Annotated in this window: 12 protein-coding genes; 9 read left to right on the top strand and 3 right to left on the bottom strand. The window is 72.9% G+C overall.

Features of this window, described 5'->3' with window-relative positions:
- The first annotated feature begins 117 nt into the window (after positions 1 to 117).
- The 3 genes from ABZY13_RS24985 to ABZY13_RS24995 all read left to right on the top strand — a co-directional run bounded on the left by ABZY13_RS24985 (position 118) and on the right by ABZY13_RS24995 (position 4690).
- A complete protein-coding gene (locus tag ABZY13_RS24985; protein ID WP_356634411.1) occupies positions 118 to 1527 on the top strand; it encodes a class II fumarate hydratase in 1410 nt (469 codons plus the stop codon).
- Positions 1528 to 1620: 93 nt separating this feature from the next.
- Positions 1621 to 2316, top strand: a complete 696-nt coding sequence (locus ABZY13_RS24990; RefSeq protein ID WP_356634413.1) for a DUF402 domain-containing protein — start codon at positions 1621 to 1623, stop codon at positions 2314 to 2316.
- A gap of 295 nt (positions 2317 to 2611) precedes the next feature.
- Complete coding sequence (locus tag ABZY13_RS24995; protein ID WP_356634415.1) at positions 2612 to 4690, top strand: ATP-binding SpoIIE family protein phosphatase; 2079 nt, start codon at positions 2612 to 2614, stop codon at positions 4688 to 4690.
- A gap of 128 nt (positions 4691 to 4818) precedes the next feature.
- Here the strand turns inward: ABZY13_RS24995 and ABZY13_RS25000 are convergent, their stop codons facing one another.
- Complete coding sequence (locus ABZY13_RS25000; RefSeq protein ID WP_356634417.1) at positions 4819 to 7134, bottom strand: transglycosylase domain-containing protein; 2316 nt, start codon at positions 7132 to 7134, stop codon at positions 4819 to 4821.
- A gap of 301 nt (positions 7135 to 7435) precedes the next feature.
- Here ABZY13_RS25000 and ABZY13_RS25005 point away from each other — a divergent pair, with 301 nt between their 5' ends.
- The 6 genes from ABZY13_RS25005 (at position 7436) to ABZY13_RS25030 (ending at position 12896) form a co-directional block, all read left to right on the top strand.
- The gene (locus ABZY13_RS25005; RefSeq protein WP_356634419.1) at positions 7436 to 8386 is read left to right on the top strand and encodes an SPFH domain-containing protein; all 951 of its coding nucleotides are present in this window, start codon (positions 7436 to 7438) and stop codon (positions 8384 to 8386) included.
- A complete protein-coding gene (locus ABZY13_RS25010) occupies positions 8383 to 8640 on the top strand; it encodes a hypothetical protein (RefSeq protein WP_356634421.1) in 258 nt (85 codons plus the stop codon). The genes ABZY13_RS25005 and ABZY13_RS25010 overlap by 4 nt, the downstream gene beginning before the upstream one ends.
- A 92-nt stretch (positions 8641 to 8732) precedes the next feature.
- Positions 8733 to 9257 (top strand): PadR family transcriptional regulator, encoded by a 525-nt coding sequence (locus ABZY13_RS25015; RefSeq protein WP_356634423.1) that lies wholly within the window; start codon positions 8733 to 8735, stop codon positions 9255 to 9257.
- Complete coding sequence (locus tag ABZY13_RS25020) at positions 9254 to 9940, top strand: ABC transporter ATP-binding protein (protein ID WP_356634425.1); 687 nt, start codon at positions 9254 to 9256, stop codon at positions 9938 to 9940. Before ABZY13_RS25015 ends, ABZY13_RS25020 begins: the two co-directional genes overlap by 4 nt.
- Positions 9937 to 12264 carry an FtsX-like permease family protein gene (locus ABZY13_RS25025; RefSeq protein ID WP_356634427.1) on the top strand — a complete coding sequence of 776 codons (2328 nt, stop codon included), beginning with the start codon at positions 9937 to 9939 and terminating at the stop codon, positions 12262 to 12264. The genes ABZY13_RS25020 and ABZY13_RS25025 overlap by 4 nt, the downstream gene beginning before the upstream one ends.
- Positions 12265 to 12347: 83 nt before the next feature.
- Positions 12348 to 12896 (top strand): carboxymuconolactone decarboxylase family protein, encoded by a 549-nt coding sequence (locus tag ABZY13_RS25030; protein WP_356634429.1) that lies wholly within the window; start codon positions 12348 to 12350, stop codon positions 12894 to 12896.
- On the opposite strand, the gene ABZY13_RS25035 is transcribed toward ABZY13_RS25030, so the two are convergent.
- Entirely contained in the window at positions 12897 to 14174 is a 1278-nt protein-coding gene (locus ABZY13_RS25035; protein WP_356634431.1) for an AI-2E family transporter, read from the bottom strand.
- Positions 14175 to 14334: 160 nt separating this feature from the next.
- Positions 14335 to 15039 (bottom strand): transglycosylase SLT domain-containing protein, encoded by a 705-nt coding sequence (locus ABZY13_RS25040; protein ID WP_356634433.1) that lies wholly within the window; start codon positions 15037 to 15039, stop codon positions 14335 to 14337.
- Positions 15040 to 15120: the final 81 nt, after the last annotated feature.

The raw sequence follows: 15120 nt of genomic DNA on the forward strand, positions 1-15120 counted from the left end.
TGCGGGCGTACCCCTCCAGGTACTCCTCGGGCACGTCGCGCCCCGCCATGTGCGCCCCCCGTCGTGCGACCCGCGTGACCGTCACGGCGGCCTTTCTCCTTTCGGAGGTACGACGACATGACCACGACCGCAGGCGCCGGCGACCCGAAGTACCGCATCGAGCACGACTCCATGGGCGAGGTCCGCGTCCCCGCCGACGCCAAGTGGCGGGCGCAGACACAGCGGGCCGTGGAGAACTTCCCCGTCTCCGGGCAGCGCCTGGAACGGGCGCACATCGAGGCGCTCGCGCGGATCAAGGGCGCGGCGGCGAAGGTGAACGCCCGGCTGGGCGTGCTCGACGCGGAGGTCGCCGGGGCGATCGAGGCCGCCGCCGGCGAGGTCGCCGAGGGCCGCTGGGACGCGCACTTCCCGGTCGACGTGTTCCAGACCGGCTCGGGCACCTCGTCCAACATGAACGCCAACGAGGTCATCGCCACCCTCGCGAGCGAGCGGCTGGGCCGTCCCGTGCACCCCAACGACCACGTGAACGCCTCCCAGTCGTCCAACGACGTCTTCCCGTCCTCGATCCACATCGCCGCCACCGCCGCCGTCACGCGCGATCTGATCCCCGCCCTCGGCCACCTCGCCGCCTCCCTGTCCCGCAAGTCGGAGGAGTTCGCCGACGTGGTGAAGTCCGGGCGGACGCACCTGATGGACGCGACCCCCGTGACGCTCGGCCAGGAGTTCGGCGGATACGCCGCCCAGGTGCGCTACGGCGTCGAGCGGCTGGAGGCATCCCTGCCCCGGCTGGCCGAACTCCCCCTCGGCGGCACGGCCGTCGGCACCGGCATCAACACACCGCCCGGCTTCTCGGCCGCCGTCATCGAGGAGGTGGCCCGCGCCACCGGGCTGCCGCTGACGGAGGCGCGCGACCACTTCGAGGCGCAGGGCGCGCGGGACGGCATCGTGGAGACCAGCGGGCAGCTGCGCACGATCGCGGTCGGCCTGACGAAGATCGCCAACGACCTGCGCTGGATGGCGTCCGGGCCGCGCACCGGGCTCGCCGAGATCACCCTGCCCGACCTCCAGCCCGGTTCCTCGATCATGCCCGGCAAGGTCAACCCGGTCGTCCCCGAGGCCGTCCTCATGGTGTGCGCGCAGGTCGTCGGCAACGACGCGACGGTCGCCACGGCGGGCGCGGCCGGCAACTTCGAGCTGAACGTGATGCTGCCGGTCATCGCCAAGAACGTGCTGGAGTCGGTCCGGCTGCTCGCCAACGTCTCCCGGCTGCTCGCCGACCGGACCGTCGACGGGATCACCGCGAACCGCGAACGCGCCCGCGAGTACGCCGAGTCCTCGCCGTCCGTGGTCACCCCGCTCAACAAGTACATCGGCTACGAGGAGGCCGCCAAGGTCGCCAAGAAGTCGCTGGCGGAGCGCAAGACGATCCGCCAGGTCGTGCTGGAGGGCGGTTACGTCGAGCGCGGCGACCTCACGGTCGAGCAGCTCGACGAGGCGCTGGATGTCCTGCGCATGACGCATCCGTAACGGCGCGTTCCGGGTGTCGACGGCCGCGTGAACGGTTGCCCGAACCCCGGCGGAGGCCGCCGCGCGCGTGCCGGGGACACCTAATATCTGTCCATGGCAGACGACGCGGCGGTGCGAGATGCGGAAGCGGGCGGCACGACCACGGCCTTCTGGGCGCCCGGGACCCGGATCCTGTGGCGGTACCGGGAGAACGGCGGCACCCGTTTCCACATCGCGCGCCCCGTCACCGTGGTGCGCGACGACCCCGAACTGCTCGCCGTGTGGCTGGCGCCCGGCACCGAGTGCGTGAAGCCGGCCCTCGCCGACGGCACCCCCGTGCACGAGGAGCCGCTGCGCACCCGCTACACCAAGCCGCGGACCGTGCGGCGCGGCCGTTGGTTCGGCACGGGCGTGCTGAAGCTGGCGCGGCCCGGGGAGCCCTGGTCGGTGTGGCTGTTCTGGGAGCCGGGCTGGCGGTTCAAGAACTGGTACGTGAACCTGGAGGAGCCGTTGCGGCGCTGGGCCGGCGGCGTGGACTCCGAGGACCACTTTTTGGACATCTCCGTGCACCCGGACCGCAGCTGGCACTGGCGGGACGAGGACGAGTTCGCGCAGGCCCAGCGGGACGGGCTGGTGGACCCGGCGCTCGCCGAGCGGGTGCGGGCCGCGGGCGGCTCGGCGGTCGAGGCGATCCGCGCCTGGGGGCCGCCGTTCTCGGATGGCTGGCAGAACTGGCGACCGGATCCCTCCTGGGCCGTACCCTCACTGCCGGAGGACTGGGATCGTACGCCCGCGCGCATGTCCTCATGAGACCCTTGATGCGCCCCCGGGCGAGAAACGTAGGATCGTCCTCCGCAAGGGCGCACGGAGGCAACTACCGGAGCGCGCACAGCGCTTGACCACATGTCACCGAGGGGCGGCAGGACGTGAGCGAGGGGTACGAGGGCAACACCCGCGCGGACCGCGGCCGGTCCGCCGGTGGACCAGCAGCAGCCTCTGACCACGCGGGGATTCCGTTCCTGGGGCACGTATTCCGGGTATCGGAATTCCTGCGGGACGAACTGCGCGCGCGGCGCGCAGCCCCGGACGGACGGATTCGACACGCGTGACGGAGCAGCCGACCTACGAACGCCCCCAGCCGGGCGCCGACCCCGCCGAAAGCCGCGGGGCGCTCGTGCGCACCCCGGCCACGGCGGCCTCGCCCGCCCCCGCTTTACCGGCCGTCGCCGCCCAGACCCGCGGCGCCGGCGAGACCACCTCGGGCACGTCCGTGACGCCGGGCGGCGGCAGCGGGCCCGAGCACTCCCAGCCGGCCGTCGCCGAGCCGGACACTCACCGCCCGCGTCCGACGGCGGAGGTCATACCGGTGCAGCACGGTGCCGAGGAGACGCGTTCCGGCCAGATTCCCGGCGGCCCCGGGCCGGGCGGCCAGGAGCGCCGTACCGGTCAGGCGGTGCCGCCGGGCCGGCCCACGCCCATGCGCAGGGACGGCGACCGGCTGCGCTTCGTCGGCGCCGCCACCCGCCGGATCGCCCGCGGCATAGACCTGGACGAGATCGTGATGGGGCTGTGCCGGGCCACCGTGCCGACCTTCTCCGACTCAATCCTCGTCTATCTGCGCGATCCGCTGCCGGTGGGCGACGAGCGGCCCACCGGCCCCGTCGTGCTGCGGCTGCGCCGCACCGACCGGATCCCCGAGGAGCGCGACGGCGAGGGCGGCCTCCTGCCCGTGCTCCAGCCGGAGCCCACCGAGCTGTCCGCGGTCACCGCCGAGCTGTGCGAGGTGCGGCCCGGCGGGGCGCTCGCCGAGGTGCTGCGCGGGGTGCGCCCGGTCTTCGCCGACGCGCCCGCCGCCCGCGCCGCGCTGCCCGAACTCCTCGGCGACGACGGCCAGCCGCTCATCCCGGCCGGCCAGCGCGCCATCCTCGCCCCGCTGCGGGGCCGGCGCCGGGTGATCGGAGCTGCGGTGTTCCTGCGCCGCCCGGAGCGCATCCCCTTCGAGGCCGACGACCTCCTGGTGGCCGCCCAGCTCGCCACCCACAGCGCGCTCGGCATCGACAAGGCGGTGCTCTACGGCCGTGAGGCGTACATCGCCGACGAGCTGCAGCGCACCATGCTCCCGGAGACGCTGCCCCAGCCGACCGGTGTGCGGCTCGCCTCGCGCTATCTGCCGGCCGCCGAGACCGCGCGGGTCGGCGGCGACTGGTACGACGCCATCCCGCTGCCCGGCAGCCGGGTCGCGCTCGTCGTCGGCGACGTGATGGGCCACTCCATGACCTCCGCCGCGATCATGGGCCAGCTGCGCACCACCGCGCAGACCCTGGCCGGGCTCGACCTGCCGCCGCAGGAGGTCCTGCACCACCTCGACGAGCAGGCCCAGCGGCTCGGCACCGACCGCATGGCGACCTGCCTCTACGCGGTCTACGACCCGGTCGCGCACCGCATCACCGTCGCCAACGCCGGCCACCCGCCGCCCGTGCTGCTGCACCTGGGCGGCCGGGCCGAGGTGCTGCGGGTGCCCGCGGGCGCGCCGATCGGCGTCGGCGGCGTCGACTTCGAGGCCGTCGAGCTGGACGCGCCCGCCGGCGGCACCCTGCTGCTCTACACGGACGGGCTGGTGGAGTCGCGGCTGCGGGACGTGTGGACCGGCATCGAGCAGCTGCGCGAGAAGCTCGCCGCGACCGCGCAGCTGACCGGTCCCGACCATCCGCCGCCCCTGGAAGCGCTGTGCGACGAGGTGCTGGACATGCTCGGCCCGGGCGACCGGGACGACGACATCGCGCTGCTCGCCGCCCGCTTCGACGGGATCGCGCCGAGCGACGTGGCGTACTGGTTCCTGGACCCGGAGGACGCCGCCCCCGGCAAGGCCCGCCGGCTGGCCCGGCGCGCGCTGGAGCGCTGGGGCCTGGAGGAGCTGACCGACTCGGTGGAGCTGCTGGTCAGCGAGGTCGTCACCAACGCGGTCCGCTACGCCACCCGGCCGGTGACGCTGCGGCTGCTGCGCACGGACGTGCTGCGCTGCGAGGTCGGGGACGACGTGCCGCAGCTGCCCCGGCTGCGGCAGGCGCGCGCCACGGACGAGGGCGGGCGCGGGCTGTATCTGGTGAACCGTTTGGCCCGGCGGTGGGGGGCGACGCGGCTGAGCACCGGGAAGGTGGTCTGGTTCGAGCTGAACCGGCTCTGACCGGCTCGCGCGCTGGACGGGAGAGGCGCCCGGCACGGGGATCGTGCCGGGCGCCCTCGTGTCCCGCGCGGGCCCGGGCGCCCTCGTGCTGTCCGTGCCGGCCCGGGCGCCCTCGTGTCCCGTGCCGGCTACTCCTCCTCGCCCGGCTGCACCGGCTCCAGCGGGATGTCCCCGTCGTCGTCGCCGTCGCCCTCGCCGTCGTCCGGGGGCGTCGCCGTCGCCGTGTCGGTCGGCGTCTCGCTGGGTGTCGCCGTCGCCGTGTCGGTCGGCGTCTCGGAGGGCGTCGCCGACTCCGTCTCGGTCGGCGCCTGCGAGGTGGGCGCCTGACTCGACGGCTCCTCGGACGGGGACGCGCTCGCCGTCTCGCTCGGGGTGACGGTCGGCCGGACGGCCGCGCCCTGGTCGGTCTCCAGGTCGAACGGGGTGACCTCGCCCATCGCCGCGAAGGTGTAGTCGGCCCAGATCAGCGCCGGGAAGCCGCCGCCGTTGACGCGCTCGCGGCCGCCGTTGACGGCGCCGTAGAGCGGGACGTGGTCATTGGTCTTGGGGTCCTCGCCGAACACGCCGACCGAGGTGACCAGGTCGGGGGTGTAGCCGGTGAACCAGGCGGACTTGTTCTTGTCGGAGGTGCCGGTCTTGCCCGCGACCTGCTGGCCGCCGCGGGCCGGGTTCTCGCGCACGGAGAAGCGGGCCGTGCCGTCGTCGACCACGCCGGTGAGCACCGAGGTGACGGTGTCGGCGGCCTCGCGGCTGATGACCCGCTCGCCGACCGGGTCGGGCAGTTCGACCACGGTGTCCTTGTGCTCGGCCTCGGCGAGGATCGCCGGGGTGACCTTCTTGCCGTGGTTGTCGAGCGTGGCGTAGACGGCGGCCATCTCCAGCGGGCTCGCTCCCATGGAGCCGAGGGTCTGGGCGGGCACGGCCTCCACGTCGGAGACGTCCATGCCCAGCTCGCCGGCGACCTCGATCACCTTGTCCATGCCGACGTCGATGCCCATCTGCGCGAAGACGGAGTTGATCGACTTGTTCATCGCGGTCTGCACGGTGACGTCTCCGTAGTCCACCTCGTCCTCGTTGGGCGGGGCGAAGCCGACCTTGCGCCCGCCGTCCACGACCGGACGCCGGCTGTCGCCGTCGTAGACCGTGTTGGCGGTGATCGGGGTGCCGTCCTGGGTCTCGGCGCCCTCCTCGACGGCCGCGGCGAGGATCACCGGCTTGAAGGTGGAGGCGGGCTGGAAGTCGCCGCGGGTGGCGTTGTTCGTGAAGTGCTTGACGTAGTCCACACCGCCGTACATCGCGAGGACCTTGCCGGTCTTCGGGTCGACGGAGACCGCGCCGGCCTGGACGTCCTCGTCGACCTTGCGCTCGTCCGGGTCCAGCTTGCTGGTCAGCTGCTCCTTGACGGACTGTTCGAGGAGCTTCTGCTTCTTCTTGTCGATGTTGACGGTGATGGTCCAGCCGCCGCGGTCGATCATCGCCAGGGCGTCGTCGGTGGTCTCGGCCGAGCCCTGGGCCACGAGGTGACGGGCCAGCTCCTGGTTGGCCGCCTGCACGATGTAGCCGGTCTGGCCCTCCATGCCCTTGGCGGCCTGCGGGTCCTTGGGCTTCGGGAAGGTCATGCCGGTGCGCTCGGAGGCGTCCAGCCAGCCCTCCTCGACCATGTTGTCCAGAACGTAGTTCCAGCGCTGCTGGACCAGCTTCCTGCCGGTGTCGGAGGCGGCCGCCCAGTCGTACTGGCTGGGCGCCTGCAGCAGCGCGGCCAGGTAGGCGCCCTGCTCGACGGTGAGGCGGTCGGCGTCGACACGGTAGTAGGCCTGGGCGGCGGCCTGGATGCCGTAGGCGCCGCGGCCGTAGTAGCTGGTGTTGATGTAGCCCGCGAGGATGTCGTCCTTGGACAGCCGGCGGTCCACCTTCAGGGAGATCACCAGCTCCTTGAGCTTGCGGGAGACCGTCTGCTCCTGCGTGAGGTAGTAGTTCTTCACGTACTGCTGGGTGATCGTGGAACCGCCCTGCATCCCCTTGCCGGACAGGGTGTTGACCAGTCCGCGCGCGGTGCCCTTCAGATCCACGCCGGAGTCGCTGTAGAAGGTCTTGTTCTCGGCGGCGACGAAGGTCCGCTGGACGCCCTTGGGGATCTGGCTCAGGTCGACGACCTCGCGGTTGACCTCGCCGTCACGGGTGAGGGTGGTGCCGTCGCCCAGCTTGTAGACGTTGCTCTGCTCCTGCGCGAGGGCGTTGCCCTTGGGGATGTCGATGAGCAGGTAGAGCAGGACGAAGGCGCCGATGCCCAGCAGGCACAGGCCCAGGAAGGTGCCGAGGAGCCGCTTCCAGGTGAGGAAGCGGCGTATGCCCGTCCGCCCGTTCGCTCCCAGGGAACGGCGGCTCCGGTGCGCCGCGCGGTGTCCGCCGCGCTGTCGCGCTCGTCTGTCTTCCGCACGTCCCATGAGTCCGCTCGCTCCGCTTCGTTCTCGTCCGTCACCCGTGTGTCGTGGCTCAGGTCAGCTCAGAAAGCTAACACCGCTCTCTATGACAAAGTCCGCTCGATCCGGCCTTTACGGGCGTGACAATCAGCACCCGCTCTACCGGTACCGACCGCCGAGAGGGGGCGGAGGTTGCCGCGGTGGGGTAAAGTGATATCACTTAGCTAGGTCAGTGACATCAGTCGGCAGCCTGAATCAGCCGACTCCGGTGACATCGGCCGGACGGCGGGATCAGCGCCGACCGCACAGAAACGGGGGACCACCCATGCCCGCACGCACCGCACCCGCCGCGTCCGCCCCGGACGCGCCCGACGTACCCGAGATGCCCGAGCCTCGCGTCCGCGAGTTTGCCGCGCACAGCATCGGCGGTGGGCTCGCCCTCCTGCTGGGTCTGCTCGGACTGCTCGGCGGCGTCGCCATGGTGGTCGCCGGGGCGACCGTGTCGGCGGCCGGCGCCAAGGCCGCGCTGATCATCCTGGGGATCCTGGTGGCCCTCGCGGCCTTCTTCGCCATGTGCGGGCTCAACATGGTGGCGCCGGGCGAGGCCCGCGTCGTGCAGCTGTTCGGGCGCTACCGGGGGACGATCCGGCAGGACGGGCTGCGCTGGGTGAACCCGCTCACCTCCCGCACCAAGATCTCCACCCGAGTCCGCAACCACGAGACCGCCGTGCTGAAGGTCAACGACGCCTACGGCAACCCGATCGAGCTGGCCGCGGTTGTGGTCTGGCGGGTCGAGGACACCGCGCAGGCCACCTTCGAGGTGGACGACTACATCGAGTTCGTGTCCACGCAGACCGAGGCTGCGGTGCGGCACATCGCCATCGAGTACCCCTACGACTCCCACGAGGAGGACGGGCTCTCGCTGCGCGGCAACGCCGAGGAGATCACCGAGAAGCTGGCGGTCGAGCTGCACGCGCGCGTGGAGGCGGCCGGCGTGCAGATCATCGAGTCGCGCTTCACCCACCTCGCCTACGCTCCCGAGATCGCCTCGGCGATGCTCCAGCGGCAGCAGGCCGGCGCGGTGGTGGCGGCGCGGCGGCAGATCGTGGACGGCGCGGTGGGCATGGTGGAGGCGGCGCTGGACCGGCTCACCGAGCGGGACATCGTGGAACTGGACTCGGAACGGAAGGCGGCGATGGTCTCCAACCTGATGGTGGTGCTGTGCGGGGACCGCTCGGCGCAGCCGGTCCTGAACACGGGGACGCTCTACCAGTGACGGAGTCCTCCGGGGGTACGGCCCCTGAGCGCCGGCCGCAGCAGCGCAAGCAGGTGCTGCTGCGGCTGGACCCGTCGGTGTACGAGGCGCTCGCGCGATGGGCGTCGGACGAGCTGCGGTCGGCGAACGCGCAGATCGAGTTCCTGCTGCGGCGGGCGCTGGCCGAGGCCGGGCGCCTGCCCCATGAGGCCGGCCCCCTCCCCCGGCGCGGTCGCCCCCCGGGAGGCCCCGAGCCCTCCCCTCCCCCCTCCTGACTCACCCGAGCCCACCGCTCGGACCTGCCGAAGCCGCCTCTGCGCACCCCGCGTATGCACATCGCGTATACATGGTGTGTAGAGTGCTCGGCATGTCCATCGGTCACACGCTCCTCGGCCTGCTCGAGTCCGGCCCCCGCCACGGCTACGACCTCAAGCGCGCCTTCGATCAGAAGTTCGGTCAGGACCGGCCCCTGCACTACGGCCAGGTCTATTCGACGATGTCCCGCCTCCTGAAGAACGGCCTCGTGGAGGTCGACGGCATCGAGCCCGGCGGCGGCCCCGAGCGCAAGCGGTACGCGATCACCGATGCCGGCGTCACCGACGTCGAGCGGTGGCTCGCCACGCCGGAGAAACCGGAGCCGTATCTGCAGTCGACCCTCTACACCAAGGTGGTCCTCGCGCTGCTCACCCGCCGCGACGCCGCCCAGATCCTCGACGGCCAGCGCGCGGAGCACCTGCGCCTGATGCGCGTCCTCACCGACCGCAAGCGCCAGGGCGACCTCGCGGACCAGCTGATCTGCGACCACGCCCTGTTCCATCTGGAGGCCGACCTGCGATGGCTGGAACTGACCGCCGCGCGTCTCGACAAGCTGGCCCGGGCGGTGTCGGCATGACTCCTTCCGGTTCCCTGCTCGTGGCCGAGGGGCTGCGCAAGACGTACGGCCCGACCACGGCCCTGGACGGCGCGGACTTCTCCATCCACCCCGGCGAGATCGTCGCCGTCATGGGCCCCTCGGGGTCGGGCAAGTCGACGCTGCTGCACTGCCTCGCCGGGATCGTCACGCCCGACGCCGGCTCGATCCGTTACGGCGGCCGGGAGATGGCCACGATGAACGACGCCGGGCGCAGCGCGCTGCGGCGCTCGGAGTTCGGGTTCGTCTTCCAGTTCGGCCAGTTGGTGCCGGAGCTGACCTGCGTCGAGAACGTCGCCCTCCCGCTGCGGCTGAACGGCGCCCCCCGCAGGGCCGCCGAACGCACGGCGCTGTCCTGGCTGGAGCGCCTGGAGGTCGAGGGCATCGCCGGCCAGCGGCCCGGTGAGGTCTCCGGTGGGCAGGGGCAGCGGGTCGCGGTGGCGCGGGCGCTGGTGACGGGCCCGCGGGTGCTGTTCGCGGACGAGCCGACCGGCGCGCTCGACTCCCTCAACGGCGAGCGGGTCATGGAGCTGCTCACGGACGCGGCCAGGTCGACCAACGCGGCCGTCGTGCTGGTGACCCACGAGGCCCGGGTCGCCGCCTACTCCGACCGCGAGGTCGTCGTGCGCGACGGCCGGGCTCGGGACATGGAGCGGGCGATATGAGCGTCCGTCAGTGGTCCCGCGACCTGGCGATGGGCGCCGGCTTCGCCTTCACGGGGCGAGGTGGCCGGATCCGGACGCTGCTCACCGCGATCGGCGTGGGGCTCGGGGTGGCGGTGCTGCTGCTCACCACCGCGCTGCCCGCCGCCCTGGAGTCGCGCTCCGCGCGGGGGGACGCCCGCGCGGACTGGCCGATGAGCGCCGAACCGGTCCCGGCGTCGGACCGCACGCTCCTCGTCGCCGATGTCGGCACCACGTTCGGCGAGCGGGACGTGCACGGCCGTGAGCTGGAGCCGGAGGGGCCGCACGCCCCGCTGCCGCCGGGCGTGCGGGAGTTCCCGGCGGCCGGCGAGCTGGTGGTCTCCCCGGCCCTGCACGAGCTGCTGCTGTCGCCGGAGGGCGAGCTGCTGAGCGAGCGGCTGCCGGGGCGGGTCGTCGGCGTCATCGGCGAGGCCGGTCTGGTCGGCCCCGCCGAACTCGCCTTCTACCGCGGCGGCGAGGACCTCGCCCGCTACGTGGACGACGGCCGGGTCCATCGCATCGACCGGTTCGGCGGCATCCACCAGACGTCCGAGCCGTGGGACCCCGTCCTGCTCCTGCTCGTCCTCGTCGTCATCGTGGTGCTGCTGATGCCGGTGGGCGTCTTCGTCGCCGCGGCCGTCCGGTTCGGCGGCGAAGGGCGCGACCGGCGGCTGGCCGCGCTGCGCCTGGTGGGCTCCGACAGCCGGATGACCCGCCGGGTCGCGGCCGGCGAGGCGCTCGCCGGGTCGGCTCTCGGGCTGGTCTTCGGGCTGGGGTTCTTCCTGATCGGCCGGCAGCTCGCGAGCGACCTGGTGCTGTTCGACATCAGCGTCTTCCCGGGCGACCTCGCCCCCTCCCCCGCGCTGGCCCTGCTGGTCGCCCTCGCGGTGCCGGCGGCGGCCGTGGTGGTGACGCTGCTGGCGCTGCGCGGCGTGGTGATCGAACCGCTCGGCGTGGTCCGCGCGGCACGGCCGAGCCGGCGCCGGCTGTGGTGGCGGCTGCTGCTGCCGGTGGCGGGTCTGGCGATGCTGTACCCGATGCTCGGGCAGGGCAGCGACGAGGGCGACTTCAACCAGTTCCTGGTCACCGGCGGTGTCATGCTGCTGCTGATCGGCGTGACCGCGCTGCTGCCGTGGATCGTCGAGGCGGCCGTCGCCCGGCTGGGCTCCGGCTCGGTCTCCTGGCAGCTGGCGGTGCGCCGGCTGCAGCTGAGCAGCGGCACGGCCGCCCGTACGGTCAACGGCATCGCGGTGGCGGTGGCCGGGGCGATCGCGCTGCAGATGCTGTTCAGCGGCGTGGAGAGCGACTTCACCACGGAGACGGACGTCGACTTCTCCCGCGCCCAGATGCAGGTGACCCTGCCCAGCGGCGCGGCGCTCGCCCCCGCGGTCGCCGGCTTCGAACGCACCGAGGGAGTCCGCCGCGTGCGCGCCTTCGCCGATGCGTACGTGGGCGAGCGGCCCCTGGACGCGGAGCACGGGGCGCCGCTCACGGTGGCCGACTGCGCGGCCCTGCGGGAGATCGCCGACCTGCCCTCCTGCCGCGACGGCGACGTGTTCGCCGTCCGCGGCGCGGAGTACGACACCGGCACCCCGGTCCTGGCCGAGCGCCGCACCCTCTATCTGAACCCCGGCTACCGGGACGGCCGGCGGACCCCGGAGCGCGCCTGGACCCTGCCGGCGAAGGTGAAGGAGGCCGGCACCCGCACCCACCTGACGGGCGGTGAGACCAGCGGCTTCCTGGCCACGCCGGCCGCGCTCCCCGACGCGCTGACCCCGGCGCTGCGCGGGCAGCTCTATCTGGCCCTGGACCGTTCGACCCCGCAGGTCCACGACCTCGTGCGGAACACCGCGGCGGCCGTGCATCCGCTCGCCGAGCCCATGACCTGGACCACGCAGCAGCGCGCGGACCGCTACGAGAACATCCGCACCGGCCTGTTCGTCGGCGCGGCCTGCGTGCTGGCGCTGATCGGGGCGAGCCTGCTGGTGTCGCAGCTGGAGCAGTTGCGTGAACGCCGCAGGCTGCTGTCGGCCCTGGTCGCCTTCGGCACCCGGCGCCGCACGCTGAGCCTGTCGGTGTTCTGGCAGACGGCGGTCCCGATCACCCTGGGCCTCGCGCTGGCCTGCGTGGTGGGGCTGACCCTGGGCGTCGTCCTGCTGCGGATGACGGACACGGCGGTGAGCGTGGACTGGTCGAGCGTGCTGGCGATGACGGGGTTCGGCGCGGGGGTGGCCCTGGTGGTGACCCTGCTCAGCCTGCCGCCGCTGCTGCGGCTGATGCGCCCGGAGGGGCTGCGCACGGAGTGAGGCCCGGGGTGCGGGCGGGGCGGGAGCCGTGTGCGATCGTGGTGACCGTCCAGCCCGGCCCGCCCGAAGGGGAGTGATCCGCGATGTCCCTCGACTCCCTCGCGTCCCGGCTGCCCGACTACGCACGGGACCTGCGGCGCAACCTGGACGCCGTCGTCGGCGCCTCGCGCCTGTCGCCCCAGCGGCTGTGGGGGACGCTCCTGGTCACCGCGATCGCGTCCCGCTCGGCGATCGTGCTGCGCGAGCTGGCCCCCGAGGCCCGGGCGCACCTGTCGGAGCGGGCCTGGACCGCCGCCCGCTCGGCCGCCGCGACGATGGCGGTGAACAACGTCTTCCACCGCACCCGCCATCTGCTCTCCGACCCGGCCTACGGCGACCTGCGCGCGGGACTGCGGACGAACCCGCTCGGCGACCCGGGCGTGGAGCGCACCGACTACGAGCTGTGGGCGCTGGCGGTCTCGGCCGTCAACGCCTGCGGCGCCTGTCTGGACCATCACGAGCGGATCCTGCGCGCGGCCGGCGTCGACCGGGAGACCGTCCAGGAGGCCTTCAGGATCGCGGCCGTCGTCCAGGCGGTCGCGGTGACGCTGGACGCGGAGGCGGTGCTGGCGGAGGCGGTGCGTGGCCGGTAGTCAGCCGGTGCCGTCGGTCGGCTGCGGGGGCGGCGCGGCCGGCCGGGCGGAGTAGGCGCGCAGATAGCCGACGACCGTGTTGGTCACCGCCACCAGCGGCACCGCGACGACCGCGCCGCCGATGCCCGCGACCATGCCGCCGGCCGCCACCGACAGCACCACCGCCAGCGGGTGCACCCGCACCGCCCGGCCCAGGATGAACGGCTGGAGGATGTGGCCCTCGATCTGCTGCACGGCCAGGACCACCACCAGCACCATCACGGCCGTGAACACGCCCTGCGTCACCAGCGCCACCACCACGGCGAGCGCGCCCGAGACGACCGCGCCGACCAGCGGGATGAACGCGAACAGGAAGATGAACACCGCGAGCGGCACGGCCATCGGGACGTCCAGGAAGTAGATGCCGAGGCCGATGAAGATGGCGTCGATGAGCGCCACTATCACCGTGCCGCGCACATACGCCGTCAGTGTCCGCCAGGCGCGCGGACCGGCGCCCGCCACCCCGGGCCGGGCCGCCGCCGGCACCAGCTTCAGCGTCCACTCCCAGATCCGCCGGCCGTCGTAGAGCAGGAACAGCGTGCAGAAGACGGCCAGCAGGATGCCGGTGAGCGTCTCGACGACGACCGTGACGCCTTCCAGCCCGGCGGAGGTGATCTGGTCGGTGTTGGCGCCGATCGCCTCGCGCAGGTTCTCGGCGATGTCGTTGATCTGTTTGTCCGTCACGTGGAACGGGCTGTCCAGCAGCCAGCGCCGCAGTTCGTCGATGCCGTCCTGGACCTGGTCGGAGAGGTTGTCGAGGTTCTCCATGACCTGCCAGGTCACGAACCACCCGATCAGCCCGATGACCACGAACCCGAGGATCGCCGTGAGCGCGGTCGCCGGTCCGCGCGGGACGCCGTGGCGCCGCAGCCGCGCGACCGTCGGCTGGAGCAGCGCGGTGATGAGCAGCGCTGCCGAGAAGGACAGGACGAGCAGTTGCACCGCGCTGATGATCCGCATCAGCACCCACAGGGTGCCCGCGAGCACCAGCAGCCGCCACCCGGCCTCGGCGGCCACCCGGACGCCCCACGGCACGGCCTGCGCCGGGTCGGGCCGGACGACGGCCGGGACGACGACGCCGTTCTCGGCGCGGAGCGCGTCCGGGGCGGACGGCTGCGGCGCCGGGGCGTCCTCGGCGGCCTGTTCCCGCTCCGCCCGTGCCCGCCGTTCCTGCCACCGGCGGCCCGTTTCGGCCATGCGGGCTCCGAGCCCGTCGGCCCATTTCGGCACTCGCGACATGCTCCGTCCCTTTCCCCCGTCTCGCCCCGGCACTCCCGCCGCCCCCACCGCAGGGGTCCGCGGGAGCCGTCGGGTCAGACCGTACAGGGCCGCAGCCCCTCACCGAAGACGGCGAGGGGCTGCGTGAGGTCGAGCGGGGTCCGGATCGGGACCGGTGGGCTCAGTACCAGTGGTTGGCCTGCCAGAACGACCAGGCGCCGCAGGGGCTGCCGTAGCGCTCGTTCATGTAGCTGAGGCCCCACTTGATCTGGGTGGCCGGGTTGGTCTGCCAGTCGGCGCCGGCGGAGGACATCTTGGAACCGGGCAGCGCCTGGAAGAGGCCGTAGGCGCCGGAGGAGGGGTTGACCGCCTTGTAGTTCCAGTCGGACTCGTGGTCCACGATGTTGCTGAAGCACTGCCACTGGCCGCTCGGCACCATCTGCTGGGCCATCGCCTGGATCTGCGCGATGGAGTAGGAGCTCTGGACGGCGAACGTGGTGGCTTCCCGGGCGGCGTCGCGGCTGGCGGCCTTCTCGGCCTCGGCGCGCTCCTTGGCCTCCTGCTCCGCCTTGGCCGCCTTCTCGGCGGCCTCCTTCTTCGCGATCGCGGTCTCGGCCGCGGCCTTGCGCGCGGCTTCCTCGGCGTCCTTCTTGGCGCTGACGTCCGCGGCGAGGGCCTGCACGTCGGCCTGCTGCGTCAGGGACGCGGTCTGCACCTGGGCCTGCTGGCCCGCGGGGATGTCCGCGAGGAGCGTCAGGTCGGTTGCCGCCGCCTCGGCGTCGTTGTTCTGGGCGGTGCTGCCCGAGGCAACGCCGACGACGCTTCCGACTGCGGTGACCGCGGTGGCCGAGACCACTGCGAATCCCCGGACCGAAATCCGGCTCACACGGTTTCCTTCCAGCATCGCCCGCTTCGGTGACCCTGGCGGACGCAATCGTGCCCCTGGCACTGGCCTCCCCAACTGCGG

This window comes from Streptomyces sp. NPDC006610 (genome assembly GCF_040611575.1).
Classification (GTDB): Bacteria; Actinomycetota; Actinomycetes; order Streptomycetales; family Streptomycetaceae; genus Streptomyces.